The sequence below is a fragment of the Streptomyces violens genome, assembly GCF_000717745.1.
In the GTDB taxonomy this organism is placed as follows: Bacteria; Actinomycetota; Actinomycetes; order Streptomycetales; family Streptomycetaceae; genus Streptomyces; species Streptomyces violens.
On sequence record NZ_JOBH01000014.1, the window covers coordinates 87,148 to 112,647 of the forward strand.

Annotated in this window: 20 protein-coding genes; 16 read left to right on the forward strand and 4 right to left on the reverse strand. The window is 71.4% G+C overall.

Annotation, left to right across the window (positions count from 1 at the left end):
• Positions 1-22: 22 nt before the first annotated feature.
• Genes nuoE through nuoN form a run of 10 tightly spaced genes read left to right on the forward strand, consistent with a single transcriptional unit; the run spans position 23 to position 13,235 of the window.
• Entirely contained in the window at positions 23-868 is an 846-nt protein-coding gene (nuoE, locus tag IF04_RS0125780) for an NADH-quinone oxidoreductase subunit NuoE (protein WP_030262597.1), read from the forward strand.
• Positions 868-2,244 carry an NADH-quinone oxidoreductase subunit NuoF gene (nuoF, locus tag IF04_RS0125785; protein WP_030262600.1) on the forward strand — a complete coding sequence of 459 codons (1,377 nt, stop codon included), beginning with the start codon at positions 868-870 and terminating at the stop codon, positions 2,242-2,244. The genes nuoE and nuoF overlap by 1 nt, the downstream gene beginning before the upstream one ends.
• Positions 2,241-4,787, forward strand: a complete 2,547-nt coding sequence (locus tag IF04_RS0125790) for an NADH-quinone oxidoreductase subunit G (RefSeq protein WP_030262603.1) — start codon at positions 2,241-2,243, stop codon at positions 4,785-4,787. The genes nuoF and IF04_RS0125790 overlap by 4 nt, the downstream gene beginning before the upstream one ends.
• Complete coding sequence (gene nuoH / locus IF04_RS0125795; protein ID WP_051831585.1) at positions 4,787-6,178, forward strand: NADH-quinone oxidoreductase subunit NuoH; 1,392 nt, start codon at positions 4,787-4,789, stop codon at positions 6,176-6,178. Before IF04_RS0125790 ends, nuoH begins: the two co-directional genes overlap by 1 nt.
• On the forward strand, positions 6,171-6,803 hold the full coding sequence (gene nuoI, locus IF04_RS0125800; protein ID WP_030262610.1) for an NADH-quinone oxidoreductase subunit NuoI: 633 nt from the start codon (positions 6,171-6,173) through the stop codon (positions 6,801-6,803). Before nuoH ends, nuoI begins: the two co-directional genes overlap by 8 nt.
• Positions 6,800-7,657, forward strand: coding sequence for an NADH-quinone oxidoreductase subunit J (locus tag IF04_RS0125805; RefSeq protein WP_030262614.1), 858 nt, complete (start codon positions 6,800-6,802; stop codon positions 7,655-7,657). Before nuoI ends, IF04_RS0125805 begins: the two co-directional genes overlap by 4 nt.
• Positions 7,654-7,953 (forward strand): NADH-quinone oxidoreductase subunit NuoK, encoded by a 300-nt coding sequence (gene nuoK, locus IF04_RS0125810; RefSeq protein WP_030262617.1) that lies wholly within the window; start codon positions 7,654-7,656, stop codon positions 7,951-7,953. Before IF04_RS0125805 ends, nuoK begins: the two co-directional genes overlap by 4 nt.
• Before the next feature lie 12 nt (positions 7,954-7,965).
• Positions 7,966-9,912, forward strand: coding sequence for an NADH-quinone oxidoreductase subunit L (gene nuoL, locus IF04_RS0125815; protein ID WP_030262621.1), 1,947 nt, complete (start codon positions 7,966-7,968; stop codon positions 9,910-9,912).
• Positions 9,913-9,915: 3 nt separating this feature from the next.
• Positions 9,916-11,559 (forward strand): NADH-quinone oxidoreductase subunit M, encoded by a 1,644-nt coding sequence (locus tag IF04_RS0125820; protein WP_030262624.1) that lies wholly within the window; start codon positions 9,916-9,918, stop codon positions 11,557-11,559.
• Positions 11,556-13,235: an NADH-quinone oxidoreductase subunit NuoN gene (nuoN, locus tag IF04_RS0125825; protein ID WP_030262628.1), complete on the forward strand. Its 1,680-nt coding sequence runs from the start codon at positions 11,556-11,558 to the stop codon at positions 13,233-13,235. The genes IF04_RS0125820 and nuoN overlap by 4 nt, the downstream gene beginning before the upstream one ends.
• A 90-nt stretch (positions 13,236-13,325) precedes the next feature.
• Here nuoN and IF04_RS0125830 read toward each other — a convergent pair whose 3' ends face one another.
• Positions 13,326-13,826, reverse strand: coding sequence for a hypothetical protein (locus tag IF04_RS0125830; protein ID WP_051831576.1), 501 nt, complete (start codon positions 13,824-13,826; stop codon positions 13,326-13,328).
• Positions 13,827-13,849: 23 nt separating this feature from the next.
• Positions 13,850-14,284: a hypothetical protein gene (locus tag IF04_RS0125835; protein ID WP_030262634.1), complete on the reverse strand. Its 435-nt coding sequence runs from the start codon at positions 14,282-14,284 to the stop codon at positions 13,850-13,852.
• A gap of 282 nt (positions 14,285-14,566) precedes the next feature.
• On the opposite strand from IF04_RS0125835, the gene IF04_RS0125840 reads away from it, so the two are divergent.
• On the forward strand, positions 14,567-15,781 hold the full coding sequence (locus IF04_RS0125840) for a carboxylate--amine ligase (protein WP_245654509.1): 1,215 nt from the start codon (positions 14,567-14,569) through the stop codon (positions 15,779-15,781).
• 119 nt (positions 15,782-15,900) lie between these two features.
• Positions 15,901-17,097 (forward strand): NAD(P)-binding domain-containing protein, encoded by a 1,197-nt coding sequence (locus IF04_RS0125845; RefSeq protein WP_037960722.1) that lies wholly within the window; start codon positions 15,901-15,903, stop codon positions 17,095-17,097.
• A 144-nt stretch (positions 17,098-17,241) separates the two neighbouring features.
• Here the strand turns inward: IF04_RS0125845 and IF04_RS0125850 are convergent, their stop codons facing one another.
• Positions 17,242-19,239 carry a CocE/NonD family hydrolase gene (locus IF04_RS0125850; protein ID WP_030262646.1) on the reverse strand — a complete coding sequence of 666 codons (1,998 nt, stop codon included), beginning with the start codon at positions 19,237-19,239 and terminating at the stop codon, positions 17,242-17,244.
• A 19-nt stretch (positions 19,240-19,258) separates the two neighbouring features.
• Positions 19,259-20,731 carry a peptide MFS transporter gene (locus tag IF04_RS0125855; protein WP_245654510.1) on the reverse strand — a complete coding sequence of 491 codons (1,473 nt, stop codon included), beginning with the start codon at positions 20,729-20,731 and terminating at the stop codon, positions 19,259-19,261.
• Between the two features lie 247 nt (positions 20,732-20,978).
• Between IF04_RS0125855 and IF04_RS0125860 the strand changes: the two genes are divergently transcribed.
• The 4 genes from IF04_RS0125860 (at position 20,979) to IF04_RS0125875 (ending at position 25,448) form a co-directional block, all read left to right on the forward strand.
• Positions 20,979-21,992 carry a polyprenyl synthetase family protein gene (locus IF04_RS0125860; protein ID WP_030262652.1) on the forward strand — a complete coding sequence of 338 codons (1,014 nt, stop codon included), beginning with the start codon at positions 20,979-20,981 and terminating at the stop codon, positions 21,990-21,992.
• A gap of 198 nt (positions 21,993-22,190) precedes the next feature.
• Positions 22,191-23,495 carry a LolA family protein gene (locus tag IF04_RS0125865; RefSeq protein WP_030262655.1) on the forward strand — a complete coding sequence of 435 codons (1,305 nt, stop codon included), beginning with the start codon at positions 22,191-22,193 and terminating at the stop codon, positions 23,493-23,495.
• Positions 23,496-23,578: 83 nt separating this feature from the next.
• On the forward strand, positions 23,579-24,589 hold the full coding sequence (locus IF04_RS0125870; RefSeq protein WP_030262657.1) for an ABC transporter ATP-binding protein: 1,011 nt from the start codon (positions 23,579-23,581) through the stop codon (positions 24,587-24,589).
• Entirely contained in the window at positions 24,576-25,448 is an 873-nt protein-coding gene (locus tag IF04_RS0125875; protein WP_030262660.1) for an ABC transporter permease, read from the forward strand. Before IF04_RS0125870 ends, IF04_RS0125875 begins: the two co-directional genes overlap by 14 nt.
• Positions 25,449-25,500 lie beyond the last annotated feature (52 nt).

The window sequence follows — 25,500 nt, forward strand, 5'->3', positions numbered from 1 at the left end:
CGAGCAAGAGGTGAGCCTGGGGATGCCGCAGCTCCCCGCCCCCGATTACCCGGCCGACGTACGGGCCCGGCTCGAAGCGGACGCGAAGGAGGTGATCGCCCGCTACCCCGGCGCGCGCTCGGCCCTGCTGCCGCTGCTGCACCTCGTCCAGTCCGAGGAAGGCCACGTCACCCGCACCGGCATCCGCTTCTGCGCGGAGATGCTGGACCTCACCACCGCCGAGGTCACGGCCGTCTCGACCTTCTACACGATGTACCGCCGCAAGCCGAGCGGCGACTACCAGGTCGGGGTGTGCACCAACACCCTCTGCGCCGTCATGGGCGGCGACGCGATCTTCGACGAGCTGAAGGAACACCTCGGCGTCGGCAACGACGAGACCACCGCCGACGGCAAGGTCACCCTCGAACACATCGAGTGCAACGCCGCCTGCGACTACGCGCCCGTCGTGATGGTCAACTGGGAGTTCTTCGACAACCAGACGCCGGAGAGCGCGAAGCAGCTGGTGGACGACCTGCGGGCCGGACGCCCCGTCGCCCCCACCCGGGGCGCGCCCCTGTGCACGTACAAGGACACGGCCCGCATCCTGGCCGGCTTCCCCGACCGCCGGGAGGGCGCCGTCGAGGCGACCGGCGGTGCGGGGGCCGCCTCGCTCGCCGGGCTCCGGCTGGCCAAGGGCGAGGAGCTGCCGGGCGGCACGGACCATGTCGTCGCCCCGCGCGACGGTGCGCATCCGACGGACGAGGCATCTTCCGGGCGCGCGTCCGGCGAGGCTCCGGCCACCCACCCGAGCTCGCACGACGCGCCCCGCAACACCTCGGCCTCCGACCCGGCGCACCCGTCGGGACCTGCTGCTGAGGAGGGAGAGTGATGACGGTGTCCACGGAATACGGTGGCGCCTCCCAGCCGGAGGCCGGCGGCGAGACCAGCCCCGAGAAGCTGCTCACTCCCGTCCTGTCGGCCTTCTGGGACCAGCCGAACTCCTGGACCCTGGAGACCTACCGGCGGCACGACGGCTACGAGGGCGCGCGCAAGGCCCTGGCCATGGCCCCGGACGACGTCATCGCGTACGTCAAGGACGCGGGGCTGCGCGGCCGCGGCGGCGCCGGCTTCCCGACGGGCATGAAGTGGCAGTTCATCCCCCAGGGGGACGGCAAGCCGCACTATCTTGTTGTCAACGCCGACGAGTCGGAGCCCGGGACCTGCAAGGACATCCCGCTCCTCTTCGCGAACCCGCATGCGCTCATTGAAGGCATCGTCATCGCGTGCCACGCGATCCGGTCGGAGCACGCGTTCATCTATCTGCGCGGCGAGACCGTGCCCGTACTGCGGCGCCTGCACGAGGCCGTACGCGAGGCGTACGCGGCGGGCTACCTCGGCAAGAACGTGCTGGGGTCCGGGCTCGATCTGGAACTCACCGTGCACGCGGGCGCGGGCGCGTACATCTGCGGCGAGGAGACCGCGCTGCTGGACTCCCTCGAAGGCCGGCGCGGACAGCCCCGGCTGCGTCCCCCTTTCCCCGCGGTGGCCGGCCTGTACGCCTGCCCCACTGTCGTGAACAACGTCGAGTCCATCGCGTCGGTTCCCGCCATCATGAACCGGGGCAAGGAGTGGTTCCGCTCGATGGGCAGCGAGAAGTCCCCGGGCTTCACGCTCTACTCGCTCAGCGGCCATGTCACCAACCCCGGCCAGTACGAGGCCCCGTTGGGCATCACGCTGCGCCAGCTGCTCGACATGAGCGGCGGCATCCGCCCCGGCCACCGGCTGAAGTTCTGGACCCCCGGCGGCTCGTCCACGCCGATGTTCACCGACGAACACCTGGACGTCCCGCTGGACTACGAGGGCGTCGGCGCGGCCGGCTCGATGCTCGGCACCAAGGCCCTCCAGTGCTTCGACGAGACGACCTGCGTCGTACGGGCGGTGACGCGCTGGACCGAGTTCTACGCGCACGAGTCCTGCGGCAAGTGCACGCCGTGCCGCGAGGGCACGTACTGGCTCGTCCAGCTGCTGCGGGACATCGAGGCGGGCAAGGGCCGCATGACGGACCTCGACAAGCTGAACGACATCGCCGACAACATCAACGGCAAGTCCTTCTGCGCCCTCGGTGACGGCGCCGCCTCGCCGATCTTCTCCTCGCTCAAGTACTTCCGCGCGGAGTACGAGCAGCACGTCACCGGCAAGGGCTGCCCCTTCGACCCGGCCAAGTCCACCGCTTGGGCCGACAAGCACCTGGAGGTGAACGCATGACAGTGACCACTAACAACGCGCCCTCCGGGGACGGCGAGGCGGCGGTCCCGCCCGAAGATCTCGTGTCGCTGACCATCGACGGCATCGAGATCAGCGTGCCCAAGGGGACCCTGGTCATCCGGGCCGCCGAGATGCTCGGCATCGAGATCCCGCGCTTCTGCGACCATCCGCTGCTGGACCCGGCCGGCGCCTGCCGCCAGTGCATCGTCGAGGTCGAGGGCCAGCGCAAGCCCATGGCGTCCTGCACGATCACCTGCACCGACGGCATGGTCGTGAAGTCCCAGCTCACCTCGCCGGTCGCCGAGAAGGCGCAGCGCGGCGTGATGGAGCTGCTGCTGATCAACCATCCGCTGGACTGCCCGGTCTGCGACAAGGGCGGCGAGTGCCCGCTGCAGAACCAGGCCATGTCTGCGGGGCAGGCCGACTCCCGCTTCGAGGGCAAGAAGCGCACGTTCCAGAAGCCGGTGCCGATCTCCCAGCAGGTGCTGCTGGACCGCGAGCGCTGCGTACTGTGCGCCCGCTGCACCCGCTTCTCCAACCAGGTCGCCGGCGACCCGATGATCGAGCTGCTGGAGCGCGGCGCGCTGCAGCAGGTCGGCACCGGTGAGGGCGACCCGTTCGAGTCGTACTTCTCCGGGAACACCATCCAGATCTGCCCGGTCGGCGCGCTGACCTCGGCGGCGTACCGCTTCCGCTCCCGCCCCTTCGACCTGGTCTCCTCGCCGTCCGTGTGCGAGCACTGCGCGGGCGGCTGCGCGACGCGTACGGACCACCGGCGCGGCAAGGTCATGCGGCGGCTCGCGGCGGACGACCCCGAGGTCAACGAGGAGTGGATCTGCGACAAGGGGCGGTTCGCCTTCCGGTACGGGCAGCTGCCCGACCGGCTGGAGACGCCGCTCGTCCGGGACGCGTCCTCGGGTGAGCTGACCCCGGCGAGCTGGCCGGAGGCGCTGGAGGCGGCGGCCCGCGGGCTCGCCGCGGCGCGCGGCCGGGCCGGCGTGCTGACCGGCGGCCGCCTCACGGTCGAGGACTCCTACGCGTACGCCAAGTTCGCGCGCACCGTCCTGGACACGAACGACATCGACTTCCGGGCCCGCGTGCACAGCGCGGAGGAGGCCGGCTTCCTCGCGGCGCAGGTCGCGGGGCACGGCCGGGACCTGAACGGACAGGGAGTCACGTACCGCTCGCTGGAGGCCGCGCCGGCCGTGCTGCTGGTGGGCATCGAGGCCGAGGAGGAGGCGCCCGGCGTCTTCCTGAGGCTGCGCAAGGCGCACCGCAAGAACCGCCAGCGGACGTTCGGGCTCGCTTCGTACGCCACCCGGGGACTCATCAAGGCGGGCGGCACGCTGCTGCCCGCGGCGCCCGGTACGGAGACGGAGTGGCTGGACGCGCTGGCCGGCGGGGTCGGGCTCGAAGGTGAGGGCCGGGCCGCGGCGGAGGCGCTGCGGGCCGAGGGCTCGGTGATCGTCGTCGGCGAGCGGCTGGCCGCGGTACCGGGGGCGCTCACCGCTGCGGTACGCGCCGCTTCGGCCACCGGTGCGCGGCTCGTATGGATCCCGCGCCGGGCGGGCGAGCGGGGCGCCGTCGAAGCGGGCGCGCTCCCCGGGCTGCTGCCCGGCGGCCGGCCCGCGACGGACCCGCGCGCCCGCGACGAGGTCGCCCGCGCCTGGGGCGTGGCCGCGCTGCCGCACCGGCACGGCCGGGACACCGGCCAGATCCTGGAGGCCTCGGCCACCGGCGAGCTGAACGCCCTGGTGGTGGCCGGGGTCGGGGTCGAGGACCTGCCCGACCCGCGGCGCGCGGCCGAGGCGCTGGACGCGGTCGGCTTCCTGGTCAGCCTGGAGCAGCGGCCGAGCGAGGTCACGCGGCGGGCCGACGTGGTGCTGCCGGTGGCCGCCGTGGTGGAGAAGGCGGGCACGTTCCTCAACTGGGAAGGCCGGGCACGGCTCTTCGAGGCCGCGCTCAAGCCGGACCAGATGACCCGTCGCCACCTGCTCCCCGATGCCCGGGTGCTGCACATGCTCGCGGACGCGATCTCCGTGGCGGACGACTCGGTACCGGGTCTGGCGCTGCCGGACGTGCGCGCCGTACGGGCGGAGCTGGACCGGCTCGGCGGCTGGGACGGGCAGCGCGCCACCGGTGACGTGCTCGCCGGCACCGAGGCGCGGGCGCTGCCCCGGCCCGGCGCGGGCGAGGCGGTGCTCGCCGGGCACCGGCTGCTGCTGGACCAGGGGCGGATGCAGGAGGGTGACGCGGCGCTGGCCGGCACCCGGCACGCCGCGGTGGCCCGGATGTCCGCCGCCACCGCAGCCGAGGCGGGCCTGAAGGACGGCGCGGAAGTACAGGTCACCGGGCCGCGCGGCGCGGTGACCTTCCCCCTCCAGGTCAGCGAGATGCCCGACCGGGTGGTGTGGCTGCCGCTCAACTCCCGGGGCGGCGGCGTCCCGTACGACACCGGAGCGAACCCCGGTGACCTGGTGACGGTCGCCGCGAAGACCGCGGGCCCGGCGGCCCCGGCGGACGGCACGGAGGTGGCGGAATGATGAGTCTCGCCGCGGAACAGCTGGCGCTCGGCGCGGACCGGATCGCGCTGGCCGCCGAGGACCTGAGCGTCTTCGGGCGCGACCCGTGGTGGCTGGTGGTCATCAAGGCGGTCTTCTGCTTCGCGTTCCTGATGCTGACCGTGCTCTTCTCGATCGTCTGGGAGCGCAAGGTCGTCGCCTGGATGCAGCTGCGCATCGGGCCCAACCGGCACGGCCCCTGGGGCATGCTCCAGTCCCTCGCCGACGGCATCAAGCTGATGCTGAAGGAGGACGTGGTCGTCAAGCGGGCGGACAAGGCGGTGTACATCCTCGCCCCGGTCGTCGCGGCCATCCCCGCCTTCATGGCGTTCGCCGTCATCCCGTTCGGTCCGGCGAACAACGAGATCTCGATCTTCGGCCAGCGCACGACGATGCAGCTGACGGACCTGCCGATCGCAGTCCTCTACATCCTCGCCACGGCCTCGGTCGGCATCTACGGCATCGTGCTCGCGGGCTGGTCCTCGGGCTCGACGTATCCGCTGCTCGGCGGGCTCCGCTCGTGCGCCCAGATGATCAGTTACGAGATCGCGATGGGCATGGCCTTCGCGTCGGTGTTCCTCTACTCCGGCTCGATGTCCACCTCGGCGATCGTCGACGGACAGCAGAGCACCTGGTACGTCGCGCTGTTGCCGGTCTCCTTCCTGATCTACATCGTGGCGATGGTCGGTGAGACCAACCGTGCGCCGTTCGACATGCCGGAGTCCGAGGGCGACCTGGTCGGCGGCTTCAACACGGAGTACTCCTCCATCAAGTTCGCGATGTTCATGCTCGCCGAGTACGTCAACATGGTCACCGTCTCGGCGGTCGCGATCACCCTCTTCCTCGGCGGCTGGCGCGCCCCCTGGCCGATCAGCACCTTCTGGGAGGGCGCGAACCACGGCTGGTGGCCGCTGCTCTGGTTCACCATCAAGATCCAGCTGCTGCTCTTCTTCTTCATCTGGCTGCGCGGCACGCTCCCCCGCGTCCGCTACGACCAGTTCATGAAGCTGGGCTGGAAGGTCCTCATCCCGGTCTCGATGGTCTGGCTGATGCTGGTCGCGACGGTGCGGGCGCTGCGGAACGAGGGCTACGACTTCCAGCGGATCGTGCTGTACGTCGGCGGCGCCGCGGTCGCCCTGCTGCTGATCTCCTTCGTCGCGGACTTCTTCCGCAAGAGCGAGAAGGAGGAGCCGTCGGCCGCCGAGGAGCCCTTCGATCCGATGGCCGGCGGCTTCCCCGTACCGCCGCTACCCGGTCAGACGCTGCCGCCGGTGCCACGGAGGCGGCCGCGCCATCAAGATCGAGAGCTGATTGTCAGTGGTGGGGTCAATACTGACAGTGACGAGAAGGGAAAGGGGGACAACGGTGTCTGATTTCCAGAATCCGGTGGCCGGCTTCGGCGTGACCTTTAAGGCCATGTTCAAGAAGCGGCTCACCGAGCAGTACCCGGAGGAGAAGAAGCCGACCGCGCCTCGTTTCCACGGCCGGCACCAGCTCAACCGCCATCCGGACGGCCTGGAGAAGTGCGTGGGCTGCGAGCTCTGCGCCTGGGCCTGCCCGGCCGACGCCATCTATGTGGAGGGCGCGGACAACACGGACGAGGAGCGCTACTCGCCCGGCGAGCGGTACGGCCGCGTCTACCAGATCAACTACCTCCGCTGCATCCTCTGCGGCCTGTGCGTCGAGGCGTGCCCCACTCGGGCGCTCACCATGACGAACGAGTACGAGCTCGCCGACCGCACCCGCGAGTCCCTCATCTACACCAAGGAGGAGCTGCTCGCGGGCCTGGAGGAGGGCATGGTCGACAGCCCGCACGCGATCTTCCCCGGCATGACGGAGAAGGACTACTACAGCGGTCTGGTGACCGAGGCCGCGCCGGGTACGGAGCGGCAGGTAGCGGTCAGCAAGGGCGAGCGGCCGGACGAGGGTCCGGCCGGGACGCCCGAGACCCCGGCGCCCACGGCCGAACGCCCGGCGGGGACGGGGGTGGAGGCATGAGCAGCGCAGTACTGGCCGCGGCCGCCGCGACCTCCATGGGCGAGGCGGTGCAGTTCTGGGTCCTCGGCACGGTCGCCGTGATCGGCGCGCTGGCCACGGTCCTGATGAGGCGGGCGGTGCACAGCGCGCTCTCGCTCGCCGGCACCATGATCATCCTGGCGGTCTTCTACCTTGCCAACGGCGCGTACTTCCTCGGCATCGTCCAGATCGTCGTCTACACCGGCGCGATCATGATGCTCTTCCTCTTCGTGGTCATGCTGGTCGGCGTCACGGCAGCGGACTCCCTCAAGGAGACGCTCAAGGGCCAGCGCTGGCTGGCGGCCGCCGCCGGGCTCGGCTTCGGCATCCTGCTGATCGCCGGCCTCGGCAACGCCTCGGTGACGCACTTCAACGGCCTCGGCGAAGCCAACGCCGGGGGCAACGTCCAGGGCCTGGCGGCCCTCATCTTCACCAAGTACGTCTTCGCCTTCGAGCTCACCGGCGCGCTGCTGATCACCGCGGCGGTCGGCGCGATGGTCCTCACGCACAAGGAGCGCACCGAGCGCGCCAAGACCCAGCGCGAGCTGGCCGAGCAGCGAGTACGGGAAGGCACCCAGGTCGTGCCGCTGCCCGCGCCCGGTGTGTACGCCCGCCACAACGCGGTCGACGTGCCCGGTCTGCTGCCCGACGGCACCCCCTCCGAGCTCACCGTCAATCCGACCCTGCGCAAGCGCGGCCAGATCCGGGACGTGTCGGGGGAGTCGCTGGCGGAGCTGGCGGCGCTGGAGCGGCGCTCCTCGGAGTGGCTGGAGCGCGGTGAAGACCCGGCGCGCGGCGAGCAGGCGCGGGAGCGCGGCGAGGAGGCCACGCGATGAATCCGATCAACTACCTCTATCTGGCGGCGCTGCTCTTCACCATCGGCGCGGCCGGGGTGCTGATCCGGCGGAACGCCATCGTGCTCTTCATGTGCGTCGAGCTGATGCTGAACGCCTGCAATCTCGCCTTCGTGGCCTTCTCGCGGCTGCACGGAAATCTGGACGGCCAGATCATCGCGTTCTTCACGATGGTCGTCGCCGCGGCCGAGGTCGTGGTCGGCCTGGCGATCATCGTGACGATCTTCCGTACCCGCCATACGGCCTCGGTCGACGACGCCAGCCTGATGAAGCTGTAAGGGGTCGCACTCGTGGAATCTCTGATCGCGCTGCTCGTCGGGGCACCACTGGTCGGTGCGGCCGTGCTGCTCTGCGGCGGCAAACGCCTGGACCGTACGGGCCATTGGCTCGGCACGCTGCTCGCGGTGGTGTCGTTCGTCATCGGCCTGGTGCTGTTCGCGGACATGCTGGGCCGGGGCGCCGAGGACCGCGCCCTGCACCAGCACCTCTTCAGCTGGATCCCGGTGGGCGGCTTCCAAGCCGATGTCGCCTTCCAGCTCGACCAGTTGTCGATGACGTTCGTGCTGCTGATCACCGGTGTCGGATCGCTGATCCACATCTACTCGATCGGCTACATGGAGCACGACGAGCGGCGCCGCCGCTTCTTCGGCTATCTGAATCTCTTCCTCGCGGCGATGCTGCTGCTCGTCCTCGCCGACAACTACCTCCTGCTGTACGTCGGCTGGGAGGGCGTCGGCCTCGCCTCGTACCTCCTCATCGGGTTCTGGCAGCACAAGCCGAGCGCGGCGACGGCGGCCAAGAAGGCGTTCCTGGTCAACCGGGTCGGCGACATGGGCCTGTCCATCGCGATCATGCTGATGTTCACCACCTTCGGGACGTTCGCGTTCGGTCCGGTGCTGGGCGCGGCGAGCGAGACGAGCGAGGGCATGCTCACGGCCATCGGGCTGATGCTGCTGCTGGCCGCCTGCGGCAAGTCCGCACAGGTGCCGCTGCAGTCCTGGCTGGGTGACGCGATGGAGGGCCCGACCCCGGTCTCGGCCCTGATCCACGCCGCCACGATGGTCACCGCGGGGGTCTACCTGATCACCCGCTCCGGCGCGATCTTCAATGGGGCGCCGGACGCGCAGACCGCCGTGGTCGTGGTCGGCGCGGTGACGCTCCTCTTCGGTGCGATCGTCGGTTGCGCGAAGGACGACATCAAGAAGGCGCTGGCCGGCTCGACGATGTCGCAGATCGGGTACATGATCCTCGCGGCCGGGCTGGGCCCGATCGGGTACGCCTTCGCGATCATGCACCTGGTCACCCACGGCTTCTTCAAGGCGGGCCTCTTCCTCGGCGCCGGTTCCGTGATGCACGGGATGAACGACGAGGTGGACATGCGCCGTTACGGCGGCCTGCGGAAGTACATGCCCATCACGTTCGTGACGTTCGGCCTGGGCTATCTCGCCATCATCGGCTTCCCGGGCCTGTCCGGCTTCTTCTCCAAGGACAAGATCATCGAGGCGGCGTTCGCCTCGGGCGGCACGCAGGGCTGGATCCTCGGGGGAGCGGCCCTGCTCGGCGCCGGGATCACCGCGTTCTACATGACGCGCGTGATGCTGATGACCTTCTTCGGTGAGGAGCGCTGGCGCAAGGCTCCGACCCCGTCGCCGGACCAGCCGAGCGTCGAGCCCGCGGCCGAGACGCGTGGCGAGTACACACCACCGCATCCGCACGAGTCGCCGAAGTCCATGACGCTGCCGATGATCCTGCTGGCGTTCGGATCGGTCTTCGCCGGTGGTCTGTTCAGCATCAACGAGGCGTTCGTGCACTGGCTGGAGCCGGTCACTGCCTTCGAGCACGGCCACTCCCCGCTCAGCGCGGCCGCGGTGACCTCCGCGACCATCGTGGTCCTGCTGCTCGGCGTCGCCCTCGCCTGGCTCCAGTACGGCCGCAAGCCCGTGCCCGCCATCGCGCCGCGCGGCTCGTTCCTCACCCGCGCCGCCCGGCGCGACCTGCTCCAGGACGACTTCAACCACGTCGTACTGGTCCGCGGCGGCGAGCAGCTGACCCGCGCGCTGGAGCAGATCGACCACTCCGTCGTCGACGGCGCGGTCAACGGCACCGCGGTGTCGGTCGGCGGTCTCTCCGGCCGGCTGCGCCGCCTGCAGACCGGTTACGTCCGCTCCTACGCCCTGCAGATGCTGGGCGGCGCCGCGGTGCTGGTCTTCGCGACCCTGCTGATGAGGGGTGTCTGAGCCATGTCGTTTCCCCTGCTGACGGCCGCTGCCGCGGTCCCGGCGATCGGCGCGGTCGCCACGGCCGCGGTGCCCGCCGCGAAGCGCACCGCCGCCAAGTGGCTGGCGCTGCTCTTCTCGCTGGCCACGCTGGCGCTGGCGCTGGTGATCGCGGTCCGTTTCGACCCCGGCGCCAAGGGCCCGTTCCAGCTCACCGAGTCGCATGCCTGGATCGCCGACTTCGGCGTGCGGTACGAGCTCGGCGTGGACGGCATCGGGGTGGCGCTGATCGCGCTGACCGCCCTGCTGGTCCCGTTCGTGATCCTGGCGGGCTGGCACGACGCCGACGCCCTCGAACAGGACAACTCGAACCGGCGCTGGCGGCCCACCCAGGGCCTCTTCGCGCTGATCCTCGCCGTCGAGGCGATGGTGATCCTCTCCTTCGAGGCCACCGACGTCTTCCTCTTCTACATCTTCTTCGAAGCCATGCTCATCCCGATGTACTTCCTCATCGGCGGCTTCGGGGACCGGGCCGGCACGCAGGACGCGACGGAGAGCGCGGCCCGGCGCTCGTCCGCCGCGGTGAAGTTCCTGCTGTACAACCTCGCGGGCGGCCTGATCATGCTGGCCGCGGTGATCGGCCTGTACGCCGTCACCGCCGACCAGCTCGGCACCGGCACCTTCTCGCTCCAGCAGATCGTGCAGGCCCGCGCGGCCGGCGAGCTGACCATGGGCACGGGCACGGAGCGGCTGCTCTTCCTCGGCTTCTTCTTCGCCTTCGCGGTGAAGGCGCCGCTGTGGCCGCTGCACACCTGGCTGCCGGGCGCCATGGGCGAGTCCACGGCGCCGGTCGCAGTGCTGATCACCGCGGTGGTCGACAAGGTCGGCACGTTCGCGATGCTCCGCTTCTGCCTCCAGCTCTTCCCCGAGGCCAGCAAGTGGGCCACGCCGGTGATCCTCGTGCTGGCGCTGATCAGCATCCTGTACGGCGCGCTGCTCGCGGTCGCCCAGCGGGACATCAAGCGCCTGGTCGCGTACGCGTCCATCTCCCACTTCGGCTTCATCATCATGGGCATCTTCGCGATGACCAGCCAGGGCCAGGGCGGCGCGACGCTGTACATGGTCAACCACGGCATCTCCACCGCCGCGCTGATGCTGGTCGCCGGCTTCCTGATCACCCGCCGCGGCTCGCGCCTCATCGCGGACTACGGCGGCGTGCAGAAGGTCGCGCCGGTGCTGGCCGGCACGTTCCTGATCGGCGGTCTCGCCACGCTGTCGCTGCCCGGCCTCGCGCCGTTCGTCAGCGAGTTCCTGGTCCTGGTCGGCACGTTCAGCCGGTATCCCGTCATCGGCATCATCGCCACGGTGGGCATCGTGCTGGCCGCGCTGTACGTCCTCGTGCTGTACCAGCGCACGATGACCGGCCCGGTCAAGGCCGAGGTGCAGGGCATGCCCGACCTCAAGGCCCGGGAGCTGGTGGTGGTGGCGCCGCTGATCGCGCTGCTGCTCTTCCTCGGCGTCTATCCGAAGCCGCTGACCTCCATCGTCAACCCGGCGGTGGACCACACGCTGTCCGTCGTGGACAGGCAGGACCCCAAGCCCGACGTACGGGTCAACGCCGAGCCCACTGAGGCCGGTTCCGATCGAGATGCGGAGGCCGCGAAGTGACATCCGTGGCAGCGGTCCACACCCTGTGGACGATGGCGGACGGGGCGGCCGGTTCCCCGTTGGCCCCGGACGGCCCCGGCAGGATTCCGGCGCCGCACATCGAGTACGCACAGCTGGCGCCGACCCTGATCGTGCTCGGCGCGGCCGTGCTGGCCGTGATCGTCGAGGCGTTCTGGCCGCGCCGCGGCCGGTACTACGCGCAGGTGCTGCTCTCCGTGGTCGCGCTGGCCGCCGCGTTCGCCGCGGTCATCGGCCTCGCGGCCGGCGGCTTCGGCACGACGAAGGCCCAGATCGCCGCGATGGGCGCGCTCGCGGTGGACGGCCCGGCGCTCTTCCTGCAGGGCACGATCCTGCTGGTCTCGCTGATCGCGGTCTTCACCTTCGCCGAGCGCCGGCTCGACCCCGCGGCGCACGGCCGCCCGGTGGACTCCTTCGCGGCCCAGGGCGCCGCGGTGCCCGGCGGCGAGGCCGAGAAGGCGGCGGTCAAGGCGGGGTTCACCACCACCGAGGTCTTCCCGCTCGCCCTCTTCGCGATCGGCGGCATGCTGGTCTTCCCGGCGGCCAATGACCTGCTGACCCTCTTCGTCGCGCTGGAGGTCTTCTCCCTCCCGCTGTACATCCTGTGCGCGCTGGCCCGCCGCCAGCGGCTGCTCTCGCAGGAGTCGGCGGTGAAGTACTTCCTGCTCGGCGCGTTCTCCTCGGCGTTCCTGCTCTTCGGCGTGGCCCTGCTGTACGGCTACGCGGGCACGGTGACGTACGCGGGCATCGCCGAGGTCGTCAGCGACGGCGCCAAGCAGATCGACCCGGCGCTGGCCGACACCATGGGCAATGACGCGCTGCTGCTGATCGGCGGCGCGCTGGTCGTGATGGGGCTGCTGTTCAAGGTCGGCGCGGTGCCGTTCCACATGTGGACCCCGGACGTGTACCAGGGCGCGCCGACCCCGGTGACCGGCTTCATGGCCGCCGCCACGAAGGTCGCCGCGTTCGGCGCGCTGCTGCGCCTGCTGTACGTGGCCCTGCCGGGCCTGCGCTGGGACTGGCGCCCGGTGATGTGGGGCGTGGCGATCCTGACGATGCTGGCCGGTGCGGTCATCGCGCTCACCCAGACCGATGTGAAGCGGCTGCTGGCGTACTCCTCGATCGCGCACGCGGGCTTCATCCTGGCCGGTGTGATCGCGACCAGTAAGGACGGCATCTCGTCGGTGCTCTTCTACCTGCTGGCGTACTCCTTCGTGACGCTCGGCGCGTTCGCGGTGGTCACGCTGGTGCGGGACGCGGGGGGCGAGGCGACGCAGCTGTCCAAGTGGGCGGGGCTCGGGCGGCGTTCGCCGTTGGTCGCGGCCGTGTTCGCGGTGTTCCTGCTGGCCTTCGCCGGTATCCCGCTGACCTCCGGGTTCGCGGGGAAGTTCGCCGTGTTCAAGGCGGCGGCGGAGAGCGGCGCGGGCTGGCTGGTCGTGATCGGTGTGCTCTCGTCGGCGGTCGCCGCGTTCTTCTACATCCGGGTGATCGTCCTGATGTTCTTCAACGAGCCGAAGGCGGACGGCCCGACGGTGGCGGTGCCCAGCCCGCTGACCATGACGGCCATCGCGGTCGGCGTGGTGGTGACGCTCGTGCTGGGCGTCGCGCCGCAGTACTTCCTGGACCTGGCGGGGCAGGCGGGCGTGTTCGTCCGCTGACCCGGCGAGGTATCCGTACGCACGAAGCTGCCCGGCACTCCCGCGAGGGGTGCCGGGCAGCGGCGTACGGACGCAGTACGGCCGGGTACGTCAGCCGTTCTGCTGGAAGCCGTCCAGCGACGAGGGGTCGATGGACGGCAGGTCGGTCGTGCCCTCGGTCCGGGTGAAGACGGACTCCTTCCCGGAGGTCCAGCGCACGGTGAGCTTCTTGCCCTTGAGGCTCTGCACCGTGCCCGCGGAGTGCTCGGTGTCGCCGTCGGTGCACTTGAACGCGAGCCTGATCGGCTCGCCGTCCACGACCTTGCCGCCGCAGGACTTCTTGCCGATCAGTACCGCCTCGTGCTTCGAGATGGACAGGATCAGCAGGCCCTTGTCGGCGTGCAGCGCGTTCGTGGTCCAGCCGCCCTCCAGGGACGCCACGGAGACGTCGCCACCGGGTGTCTGGCCGGCCGACGACGTGGACGGCGACGGCGACTCCGACTTCTTCGCGCCACCGTCGGTGCCGCCACTGCCCGTGTCGCTGCTGCTGCAGCCGACGAGCAGGACCGCGGCCGCGGCGGCCGCGACGGCGAACTGAATGCCCTTACGCACGTTGATCTCCTCGGGAAAGCCGCTCAGTTGGCGCCGGTCGGCAGGTCGGGCTTGGGGATCTCCACCTTGCCCTGGACCTTGGTGAACTCCTCAGTGGGCCCGTTCTTCCAGCTCACCGTGAGCTTGTCGCCGGTCTGCTCGACATCGCCCATCGAACGGGTGTCGTCGCCGTCACTGCACTTCAGCGCGAGCATGGTGGTGCCCATGTCCTGGACCTTGCCCTGGCAGGCGGACTTGCCCGCGGACAGGGTCGCGGAGTCGCCGATGATCGCAAGGGTGACCGTGCCGTTCGCGGACTTCGACTGCCACGCGCCGTCGATGCCGCTCACGGGCTTGGCGGCGCCGTCCGCCGACTGCGACGGCTTGCTCTCCCCGCCGCCCTTGCTGCTGCTGCCGCATCCGCTGAGCAACAGCGCGGCGACGGCGGCCGCCCCGGCGATCTGCGCTGCCTTGCGCACGTACGTCTCCTCCGTTGTGGGACAGGATTCGTGAGGCTAGCAGTCACGCGCATGACAACAGCCCCAGCTGCACCGTGAGATGCCTCCTGCCCATCGGGCCGCGTGTACCCGTTCCGTACCGGTCTTCCGAGACGTACCTAAAGAGTTAGCAATGTCCGGAAATGGATTGGCGGACCGCCCATGGGAGTTCTAGCGTCCTGACGGGGCACGGCCGGGGTGGGGCTGTGGCCATAGGGGGGACACGTGGCTCATGCCAGCACACGGTTCACGGTCGACCGGACCGTGCCAGGGCTGATTGTGAAGATCGGTGATTATCCGCTGCACCACGGCGGGGTGGGGGCGATTCGCAGCCTGGGACGGCTGGGTGTCCCCATGTACGCGATCACGGAGGACAGATACACGCCCGCCGCGGCGTCGCGGTACCTGAAGGGGCGGTTCGTCTGGCCGACGACCGGTCGTGAGGACCCGGAGCGGCTGGTCGACGGCCTGCTGCGGATCGGCCGCCGGATCGGCCGGCCGACGGTCCTCATACCGACCGACGAGGAGGCCGCGGTACTGATCGCCGAGCACGTGGACGTCCTGGGCGACCGCTTCCTCTGCCCGCGCTCCCCCTCCGGGCTCTCCCGCAGACTCGCCAGCAAACAGGGCCTGCACGAGCTGTGCACCGAACACGGCATCCCGTCCCCCCGGGCGGCCTTCCCGCAGAGCCAGGCGGACATCGAGGACTTCGCCGCACGGGCCCGCTTCCCGGTCGTCGCCAAGAACCGGGAGGCGTTCCAGCGCCGCAGCCGGCCCGCCGTGCACGGCACCACGCGCATCGCGGACGCCGCCCACCTCCGGCATCTCGCCAAGGACTGGGGCCCGCACCCCGGCGTGATCCTCCAGGAGTACCTCCCGCGCGAGGAGGCCGAGGACTGGATCGTGCACGCGTACTTCGACGGGGACAGCGCGGCGCTGACCATGTTCACCGGGGTCAAGGTCCGCTCCTGGCCGCCGCACGCCGGGATGACGGCCTGCGCGTACGTCGTGGACAACCCCGAACTCGCCGAGATGACCGCACAGTTCATCAAGCGCATCGGCTTCAGCGGCATCGTCGACCTGGACTGGCGCTACGACCGCCGCGACCGGCGCTACAAGCTGCTGGACTTCAACCCGCGGATGGGCGCGCAGTTCCGGCTCTTCGAGAACGAGGCGGGCATCGACGTCGTCCGCGCCCAGCACCTGGACCTGACCGGGCGCACGGTGCCGGAGGGCGAGCAGCGGGCGGGGCACCGCTTCGTGGTGGAGAACATCGACCTGCCCGCCTGGCTGGCGTACCGCCGCAGCGGCTACACCACCCCGCACGTGCCGGACCGCCCGGCCAGCACGGAGCTGGCCTGGCTCGCCGCCGACGACATGAAGCCGTTCTTCACCATGCTCGCGCGGTTCGTCCGGCCGGGCGCCAAGCACCTGTGGCAGATGTGGCGCGACCGGTCGGGCCGGTGTCACGACCGATGACGCCCCGCGCCCCGCCGGCGCGCTCCGCTCCACCGCACGGTTCCGGGCAGCGCGGCCCCGAGCCGTGCACCGGTACGCAGTACGACGCATCAGCAGCACCCCTGGGGAGGGAAACCCGAGTGAACACTCCGGTAGCAGTCATCGGCGCAGGCCCCTTCGGTCTGTCCACCGCCGCTCATCTCCGCGCACGCGGCATACCCGTACGCACTTTCGGCCGCCCGATGGTGAGCTGGAGCGAGCACATGCCGGCCGGCATGCTGCTGAAGTCCACGCCGGCGGCGTCCAGCATCGACACCCCGCAGCCCGGCCACACGCTCGTCGACTACTGCGCGGCCGCCGGGGAGCGGCGGTACGAGTCCGACTGGGACATCATCCCGGTGGAGACCTTCGTCCGGTACGGACAGTGGTTCCAGCAGCGGCTGGTGCCGGACCTGGAGGAGGTCCGGGTCGTCTCCGTCGACCGGCAGCGGTCCGGCTTCGAGCTGAAGCTGGACAGCGGTGAGCAGTTCAGCGCCCGTGCGGTGGTCGTGGCCACGGGACTCACCGGCTTCGCGCACGTGCCGGCGGAGCTGGCCGACGCCGTACCGGATGGACCGTCCCCCACTGGGCCCATCTCGCACGCCTCCCAGCACGCCGACCTGTCCGGCTTCGCGGGCCGTGAGGTCGTGGTCGTGGGCGCCGGGCAGTCGGCGCTGGAGAGCGCGGTACTGCTCGCGGACGCCGGCGCTTCGGTGCGGGTGGTGGCCCGGGGCCGGCAGGCCGTCGGCTTCGGCGCGCCGCCGGACCGGCAGCCGAAGCTGCGCCCCGAGACGCCGTTCGGCAACGCCTGGTCGCTGTACGCCTTCTCGTACCACGCGGACGGCTTCCGCTATTTGCCGGCGCCGACCCGGCAGTTCCTGGTCAAGCGGGTGCTGGGGCCGCTGGGCGCGTGGTGGCTGCGGGACCGGTTCGTGGGCCGGGTGCAGGTGAGCGCCGGGCGGCGGATCGTGCGGGCCCGGGTGGAGGACGGCCGCCCCGTGCTGTCGCTGCGCGGCGACGACGGGTACGACGGCGAGCTGGCCGCCGATCATGTGCTGGCGGCCACCGGGTACCGGGTGGACCTGGGCGCGCTGGACTTCCTCGGGCAGGGGCTGCGGACGGAGCTGGCGGTGGGCGCGGGCGGGCCGCGGCTGGGCGCCGGTTTCGAGTCGTCCGTGCCGGGTCTGTACTTCACGGGGCTGCCGGCGGCGGCCAGTTACGGCCCGGTGATGCGGTTCGTCTGCGGCACGGAGTTCGCCTCGCCCCGGCTCGCCGCTTCGCTGGCCGGGCGGCGGTAGCGCTCCGCGGATGCTCCGCCGCGGGGCGACTGTGAGTTTGCGGCTGCGGGCCGTGTGTGGCTGGGCGCGCAGTTCCCCGCGCCCCTGAGCGGGCGGGCCCTGTACGGCAGTAACTGCCGTACAGGGCCCGCCCGCTCTTCGGGCTCAGACCGCCGTGCGGGGGATGCGCCGGGACCAGCTGCGGCGGAAGACCTCCTCGTCCCCGTCGTGGCACACGACCTCGTTCTCCGTCACGAAGTCCCCGTCCTCCGTGGTGATCTCCGAGCGGGTCTCGATGCGCGCGTCCCAGCCGAGGTCCGGACGGTGCAGCCGGATCGACCAGTCCGATCGGGTCGCCGCGCTCTCCGGGTCGGCGCTGTCGATCCGGTACGTCTCCAGCGCGTCCTCGGTGAACTCCAGCCCGTCCGGGTAGATCCGGGTGCCGCCGTAGCGCGGGTCCACCTCCAGCGTCCAGGTGCCGGCCGCGACGTCCCGGATCACCTTCCGCTCGGGCCGCTGGTCACCGCCGCCGGGGAAGACCACGCCGAGCGGCTCGGACTGCTCGGGCACCTCGAAGGTGATCTCCGGCTCCTCCGTGCCCGGGGTGCGGACCGGCAGTTCGACGGTGCTGGCGGCCGGGTCGACCGTCCAGCCCGCCTCGCTGCCGGCGTGCGGCCAGATCCACGGCCAGTACGCGGAGGAGAGCGCGACGCGGATGCGGTGCCCGGCGGGGAACGCGTGTCCGATGCCGTTCAGCTCGAAGGTCACGTCCTCCGTGGCGCCCGGCGTCCACTCCACGGCCCGGTCCCGGCCGTGCCGGGTGAGGAGGTTCAGTACCCCGCGGGTGACCAGCGTGGACGAGCCGTCCGGCGCCACGTCGCAGATGCGGGCGATGACCTGGCCGCGCGGTACCTCGGAGGTCAGCCGCAGGGTGACCCGCGGGCGGCCGAGGATCTCCACCCGCTCGGTCAGCTCCGGCAGGTCGAAGCAGACCGAGCGGCCGTCCTCCTCGCGCTGGTCCGGCGGAAGGTCGGCGTCGTTGCCGAAGGGGAAGTAGCGGCCCGCGTCGACGCCGGTGTGCTGCGGGGAGCGGACCAGCAGCGGCCGGTCGCCGGGCAGGGTGTACTCGGTCGGGGTGACGTTCGGCGAGGGCCAGGCGGGGTCGGCGACCCAGCGGCCCGGCAACTCGTCGTACACCGTCGCCGGCGGGTGCGACTCGCTGATCCAGGAGCGCAGCAGCGGGTCGTCCTCGACGCCCCGGTCCTCGCCCTTGAGCCAGTGGTCCCACCAGCGCAGCGTCTCCTGGAGGAAGCCGATCGCGGGGCCCGGCGGCAGGCCGCGGTCCGGATACTGGTGCGACCAGGGCCCGATGAGGCCGCGTACGGGCGCGTCGAGGTGCTGGACCAGACGCAGCGCGGTGTCCCGGTACGGGTCGTGCCAGCCGCCGACGGCGAGCACCGCCGCCTTGATCGCCGAGTAGTCCTCGCAGACGCTGCCGTGCTGCCAGTACGCGTCCCGCGACTGGTGGTCCAGCCAGGTGTGGATGAAGGGATCGACCGTTTCCAGGCGGTCCGTCCACTGCTTGCGCCAGCCCTCGCCGACCTGCGCCGGGTCCGGCGGGCGGGAGACGAAGGCGAGCATCGTGGCGGCCCAGGCGTGCATGTCCACGGCGAGCAGCGAGCCGCCCATGTAGTGCACGTCGTTGTCGAACCGGTCGTCGGCCGAGCAGACCGTGACGATCGCCTTCAGCGCCTCGGGCGCGCGGGCGGCGAGCTGGAGGCTGTTGAAGCCGCCCCAGGAGATGCCGAACATGCCGACCTTGCCGGAGCACCAGGGCTGGGCGGCCAGCCACTCGATGACGGCCACGCCGTCGGCCAGCTCGGTCTCGGAGTACTCGTCGGTCGGCAGGCCCTCGGAGTTGCCGTGGCCGCGGACGTCGACGCGGACGGAGGCGTAGCCGTGGCCCGCGTAGTACGGGTGGCGCTGGGCGTCGCGCGGCGCGGTCCAGTCGCTCAGCCGGTAGGGCAGGTATTCGAGCAGCGCGGGGACGGGCTCCGTGCCGTACGGGCGCCAGACGCGGGCGTAGAGCTGGGTGCCGTCCGGGAGGGGGATGCGGACGTCCTCGCAGAACGTCCGGTACGGGAAGTCGGTGCGGATGCGCATGGTGCCGGTCCAGGGGGTGTCAGTGAACGGGGTGCATGGTGCGGCGCAGCCAGGGTCCGGCGGCGATCACCGCGAGGCCGACGACGACCGCGAAGCCGCCGTTGAGGCCGAAGTACAGGTCGTTGGCGATCTCGCCGAAGTACTTCACGACCTGGGCCTGGATGCCGTTGGCCAGGGCGAGGGAGAGGAACCACAGGGCCATCGTCTGGCTGGCGAAGGCGGCGGGCGCGAGCTTGGTCGTCGCGGACATGCCGGTGGTCTCCAGCAGGATGTCGCCGAGACCGAGCAGGACGAAGGAGATCAGCAGCCACCAGGCGGCCATCTTCCAGTCGCCGGTCTGCCCGTGCGTCGCGGGGACCATCACGAGGAAGGACAGGCCGCCGAGGATCACGCCGTACGCGATCTTGTGCGAGGCGTGCGGCTGGCGGCGGCCCAGCTTGACCCAGACGGCCGCGACGACCGGCGCGAGCAGCACCTCGGCGCCGCCGAGCACGGAGCCGTACCAGGTCGAGGGGAACTCCCAGCCGAAGATCTCGGTGTCCGCATGGCTCGCGGCCAGCAGCGTCATCGTCGAGTACGACTGGAAGAGGACGAAGTTGAAGACCACCGAGGCGGCGAAGAGCACGAGGTAGGGGCGGAGCCGGCCGCGTTCCTCGGAGCTGACCCGGGGGCTGCGGAACATCACCACGAAGTAGACGACGGGCGCGATCACCGAGATCACGGTCAGCACGTCCACCGTGCGGTCCATGGTCAGCCACCCCGCCAGGGCGAGGCCCGTGGCGACGGCGGCGACCAGCACGCAGCCGCCGGCTATCAGCCAGGTCGCGCGGCGCATCGCGGCCTGCGGCAGGGCGAATTCGGCGCTGTGCTTGCGGCCCGCGAGGCCCTTGCGGCCCGCGATGTACTGGATCAGGCCCAGCGTCATGCCGATCGCGGCGGCCGAGAAGCCCCAGTGCCAGCCCTGCTTCTGGCCCAGCCAGCCGATGATCAGCGGGGCGAGGAAGGCGCCGATGTTGATGCCCATGTAGTACAGCGCGAAGCCCGCGTCCCGGCGCTCGTCCTCGGTCGCGTAGAGCTTGCCGACCATGGTCGAGACGTTCGGCTTCAGCAGGCCCGTGCCCGCGATGATCAGGCCCAGGCCCACCCAGGTCATGGCCGCGGTGGGCACCGCCATGGAGTAGTGGCCGCAGGCGATCAGGACGCCGCCCCACAGGACCGCGCGGTAGGACCCGAGCATCCGGTCCGCGAGCCAGCCGCCGGCGACCGAAACGAGGTAGACCAGGGTGCCGTAGGCGGCGGTGACCGACGCCGCGGTGTTCTCGGCCATGCCCAGGCCGCCGTTCGCGACCTGGTCGGCGAAGTACAGCACCAGGATGGCCTGCATGCCGAGGAAGGAGAACCGTTCCCAGACCTCCAGGCCCGAGAGGGTCAGCAGGCCGCGCGGGTGGCCGAGGAAGGAATGATCTTCGCGAGGGTGCGGTGGTCCGGACACGGGTGTGGCTCCTGGGGCTCGGGTGATTGGCTTGTTTCTGCTGTCCGTTCCTCCTGGTGCAAAACCCGCGACGCTGGGTGATCAAGAACATACCGGGGCATGGTGCGGCGCCGCCCGCCCGGCCGCCGGGTGCGGCAGACGGGCGGGCGCTCACGGTGATCGAACTGCGACCGGATACGCTGGCCAATGGTGGAGACAGCGACAGATCGACAATCCGTTTGATCGTCAGCAGACAGGAGTAACCCTCGTGACCGTCGTCGGGCCCTTCGGGCTGAGCGTGCGGGACCAGGCTCTTGAGGCCGATGTCCAGGCCGGGTTGGCGGCTGTCGAGGAGGGCCTGCTGGAGGCCACCAAAAGCGACGTGCCGTTCATCACCGACGCCGCGCAGCATCTCGTCCGCGCGGGCGGCAAGCGTTTCCGGCCGCTGCTGGTGATGCTGGCCGCCCAGTTCGGTGACCCGTACGCGCCGGGCATCGTGCCCTCAGCCGTCGTCGTGGAGCTGACGCACCTGGCGACGCTGTACCACGACGACGTCATGGACGAGGCCGAGGTGCGCCGCGGTGTGGAGAGCGCCAACGCCCGCTGGGGCAACTCGCTGGCCGTCCTGACCGGCGACTTCCTCTTCGCGCGCGCCTCGCACACGCTGGCCGACCTGGGCCCGGAGGCGGTCCGCATCCAGGCCGAGGCGTTCGAACGGCTGGTGACCGGCCAGATCCTGGAGACCGCGGGGCCGCGCGACGGCCGCGACCCGGTCGAGCACTACCTCGATGTCATCGCGGGCAAGACCGGCTCGCTGATCGCCGTCGCCGGCCGCTTCGGCGCGATGATGTCCGGCGCCGACGAGGCCACGGTCGACATCCTCACGCAGTACGGCGAGCGCCTGGGCACCGCCTTCCAGCTCGCCGACGACGTCCTGGACATCGCCAGCGACTCCGCCGAGTCCGGCAAGACGCCCGGCACCGACCTGCGCGAGGGCGTCCCGACCCTGCCGGTCCTGCACCTCCGCGCGCTCGCCGCCTCCGACGCGGCCACCGAGGAGGACCGCGCGCTCGCCGCCCTCCTGGACCAGGACCTCACCGACGACGCCCGGCACGCCGAGGCGCTGGCCGGGCTGCGCGCCCACGCCGCCCTGCGGCAGGCCCGCCGCGACACCATCCGGTACGCCGAGGAGGCCCGCGCGACGCTGGCACCGCTCCCGGACTGCGCGGCGAAGGCCGCTCTCCAGGAGCTGTGCGACGCCGTGGTGCACCGGGCGGGCTGAGGCCCGCTCCGGGCCGGTCCTCCTCAGGGGCCGTCTCATCCTTCAGCAGTACACGTTCCAGCCCCGGGGCTGACGCTTCTGGTTGGCGGATTTGGTGGCATTGACACCACCACGCCATGGCGGAGCGGGACACAATGAGCCCGAGGTGTGGACGAGTGCGTTGCGTTGAGACCGCCGCCTACGACGGAGGTAGAGCACATGCCACGGAACGAAGCGTCACGGGTCACCGGAGAATGGGACGACGGGGAGAGGCGACCAGGACGCCGCAAGGCGATCCGGTACGGCGTCCCCGTAGCGGTGGCGGGGGTGGCGGCGGCGACGATCGGGCTGGTCCCCGCGTTCGCCGGCTCCGGTGATCCCGACCTGCCGGAGATATCCGCGCAGGACCTGATCGCGAAGGTAGCGGCGTCGGACGTGCAGCAGCTGTCCGGCACGGTGCGGACCAGCACCGACCTCGGCCTGCCGGAACTGCCCGGCGGCATGGGCGCGGGCGCGCTGGGCTCCGGCCAGGACAAGGGCGGCGCCGACCCCAAGGACAAGCTCATGGAGCTGGCGTCCGGCTCGCACACGCTGCGGGTCGCCGCCGACGGACCCGACCGGCAGCGGGTGTCCGTCATCGACAAGGCCGCCGAGTACAGCCTGGTCCGCGACGGCGACAAGGTGTGGGGGTACGACAGCGGCAGCAACACCGCCTTCCGCGCCACCGGCCCGGAGTCGGACACCGCGAAGAAGGGCGACCTGCCGAAGGGCGTGGGCGACGTCACCCCGCAGGAGCTCGCCGAGCACGTCCTCGACGCGGCCGGTGACACCACGTCGGTCACCGTCGACGGCACCGCCAAGATCGCCGGGCGGGACGCCTACCAGCTGCTGGTCAAGCCCAAGCAGGCCGGCTCGACGGTCGGTTCCGTGCGCATCGCGGTGGACGCGGACAACGGCGTACCGCTGCGCTTCACGCTGACGCCGAAGAGCGGTGGCGCACCGGCCCTCGAAGCCGGGTTCACCTCGGTCGACTTCGCCAAGCCCGCGGCGGGCACCTTCGCCTTCGACCCGCCCAAGGGCGCGAAGATCATCGACGGCGACCGGGTCAGCACGCAGCGGCACGACGACGCGGCCGGGACCGAGGCCGGTGACCTCCCGAAGGGCCTGCCGGGCGGGCTGCCGCACGGTCTGGACGAGGCGCGGGGCGGGGACGACGGCGGCATGGACGTCATCGGCCACGGCTGGACCGCGATCGCGAAGATCGAGGGCGCCGGCGCGGCCCCGGGTAAGGCCGGCCAGGCCGGCCAGGACAAGGAAGGGGCCACGGGGCAGCGGGCAGGCGTCCCCGCGGGCGACGCCGCCAAGTTCCTGGACTCGATGGGCGAGAAGGTGACCGGCAGCTTCGGCTCCGGCCATGTCTTCAGTACGCGCCTGGTCAACGCCCTGATGACGGACGACGGCACGGTCTACGTCGGCGCCGTCGACCGGCAGTCGCTGGTCAAGGCGGCGAACGCGGAGAAATGAGCGCGGCGGCGGTACGGCGGTGACCGGCCGCCGTACCGCCGCAACGGCCCGGTACGGAGTCCCGGCACACAGTGGGGGAGCGCATGGCGCCACCGTCGTCGGACGGGGAGGACGGAGCGCGCCCCGGTGCGCCCGTCATCGAGACGCACGGCCTGACCAAGGCGTACGGGAGCGGGCCGCCGGCCGTCGACGGGCTCGACCTGTCCGTGCCGCCCGGCAGCATCTTCGGCTTCCTCGGCCCCAACGGCTCGGGCAAGACCACCACGATCCGCATGCTGATGGGCCTGATCGAGCCGACGGCGGGCGGCGCCCGGCTGCTCGGCGAGCCGATGCCCGGCGCCGCGCGGCGGGTGCTGCCCCGGGTCGGCGCGCTCATCGAGGGCCCGGCCCTGTACGGCTTCCTCACCGGGCGGGCCAATCTGCTGCGGTACGACGCCGCCGACCCGACCGCCGATCCCCGCACCCGGGCCGCGCGGGTGACCGCGGCGCTGGACCGGGTGGGCCTGGCGGCCGCGGCCGGCAAGAAGGCACGCGCGTACTCCCTCGGCATGAAGCAGCGGCTCGGGCTGGCCGCCGCCCTGCTCCGCCCCCGCGAGCTGCTGGTCCTGGACGAGCCGACCAACGGCCTGGACCCGCAGGGCATGCGGGAGATCCGCGGCCTGGTGCGCGAGCTGGCCGCCGACGGCACGACCGTCTTCCTCTCCTCGCACCTCCTGGACGAGATCGAACAGGTCTGCACGCACGCCGCCGTGATGTCCCGCGGCCGGCTGATCGCCCAGGGCACGGTGGCGGAGCTGGCGGCCGGAGCCCGCGGCCGGCTGGCCGTCACCACCCCGGACACCGCGGACGCGGCCCGGGTGCTCAAGGAACACGGCCTGACCGACCTCGTGGTGGGCGAGGAGCGGGTGACGGGAGAGCTGCCGGGGCCCGGCGCGGGCGTTCCGGCCGTCGTGGGCGGGGGGCTGGATCCGGCCGACCTGAACGCCGCGCTCGTCGCGGCCGGCGTACGCGTCCGCGCCTTCGGGACCGAACGCGCCTCGCTGGAGGACGTCTTCGTGGCACTGACGGGGGAGGGCTTCGATGTCGCGGGCTGAGACGGTGGAACAGGCGCCGGACGTGCGCGCCCCGCGCCCCCTGTGGACGCTCGGGCTGCTGCGCAATGAGCTCGGCATGACGTTCCGGCGGCGCCGCACCCTCGTCCTGCTCGCCGTGCTGGCCCTGGTACCGGTACTGGTCGGGATCGCCGTCCGCGTCCAGACCGGGGACGGCGGGGACCGCGGCGGCCCGGCCTTCATCTCACTGGTCACGAACAACGGGCTGTTCCTGGTCTTCACCTCCCTCGCGGCCACGCTGCCGGTCTTCCTGCCGATGGCGCTCGGGGTGGTCGCCGGGGACGCGATCGCGGGCGAGGCGGGCGCCGGAACGCTGCGTTATCTGCTCGTCGCTCCGGCCGGGCGGACCCGGCTGCTGCTCGTCAAGTACACCGGCACGCTGGTGTTCTGCCTGGTCGCGACCCTGGTCGTGGCGGCGTCCGCGCTGGTCGTCGGCGCGCTGCTGTTCGGGCTGGGCGAGGTCACGCTGCTGTCGGGGACGACCGTGCCGCTCGCCGAGGGGCTGCTGCGGGCGCTCGCCGTCGCGGGCGTGGTCGCCCTCTCGCTGATCGGCGTGGCCGCACTGGGGCTGTTCGTCTCCACGCTCACGGGCAGCGGGATCGCGGCCATGGCCATGACCGTGGGCGTGGTGATCACCTTCCAGATCCTGAACACCCTCCCGCAGCTGCACGCCGTCCAGCCGTACCTCTTCCCGCACTACTGGCTGAGCTTCGCCGACCTGCTGCGCGACCCGGTCTACTGGGACGACATCCGCCGCAACCTCGGCCTCCAGGCGGTCTACGCCCTGGTCTTCGGCACGGCGGCCTGGGCCCGCTTCACGACTCGGGACATCACGGCCTGAGGCGGGGGAAGATCGCGGGGCCGGGTTCGGTCACGGCTCGGCGGGGCGTGGG

Bases quoted from the DNA above. Each gene is read 5' to 3' on its own strand.
- IF04_RS0125870 (WP_030262657.1), top strand. From the start codon at position 23,579: ATGGCGCCACCGTCGTCGGACGGGGAGGACGGAGCGCGCCCCGGTGCG.
- IF04_RS0125805 (WP_030262614.1), top strand. From the start codon at position 6,800: ATGAGCAGCGCAGTACTGGCCGCGGCCGCCGCGACCTCCATGGGCGAG.
- nuoK (WP_030262617.1), top strand. From the start codon at position 7,654: ATGAATCCGATCAACTACCTCTATCTGGCGGCGCTGCTCTTCACCATC.
- IF04_RS0125850 (WP_030262646.1), bottom strand. From the start codon at position 19,239: ATGCGCATCCGCACCGACTTCCCGTACCGGACGTTCTGCGAGGACGTC.
- IF04_RS0125820 (WP_030262624.1), top strand. From the start codon at position 9,916: ATGTCGTTTCCCCTGCTGACGGCCGCTGCCGCGGTCCCGGCGATCGGC.
- nuoE (WP_030262597.1), top strand. From the start codon at position 23: ATGCCGCAGCTCCCCGCCCCCGATTACCCGGCCGACGTACGGGCCCGG.
- nuoH (WP_051831585.1), top strand. From the start codon at position 4,787: ATGAGTCTCGCCGCGGAACAGCTGGCGCTCGGCGCGGACCGGATCGCG.
- IF04_RS0125875 (WP_030262660.1), top strand. From the start codon at position 24,576: ATGTCGCGGGCTGAGACGGTGGAACAGGCGCCGGACGTGCGCGCCCCG.
- nuoF (WP_030262600.1), top strand. From the start codon at position 868: ATGACGGTGTCCACGGAATACGGTGGCGCCTCCCAGCCGGAGGCCGGC.
- IF04_RS0125865 (WP_030262655.1), top strand. From the start codon at position 22,191: ATGCCACGGAACGAAGCGTCACGGGTCACCGGAGAATGGGACGACGGG.
- IF04_RS0125790 (WP_030262603.1), top strand. From the start codon at position 2,241: ATGACAGTGACCACTAACAACGCGCCCTCCGGGGACGGCGAGGCGGCG.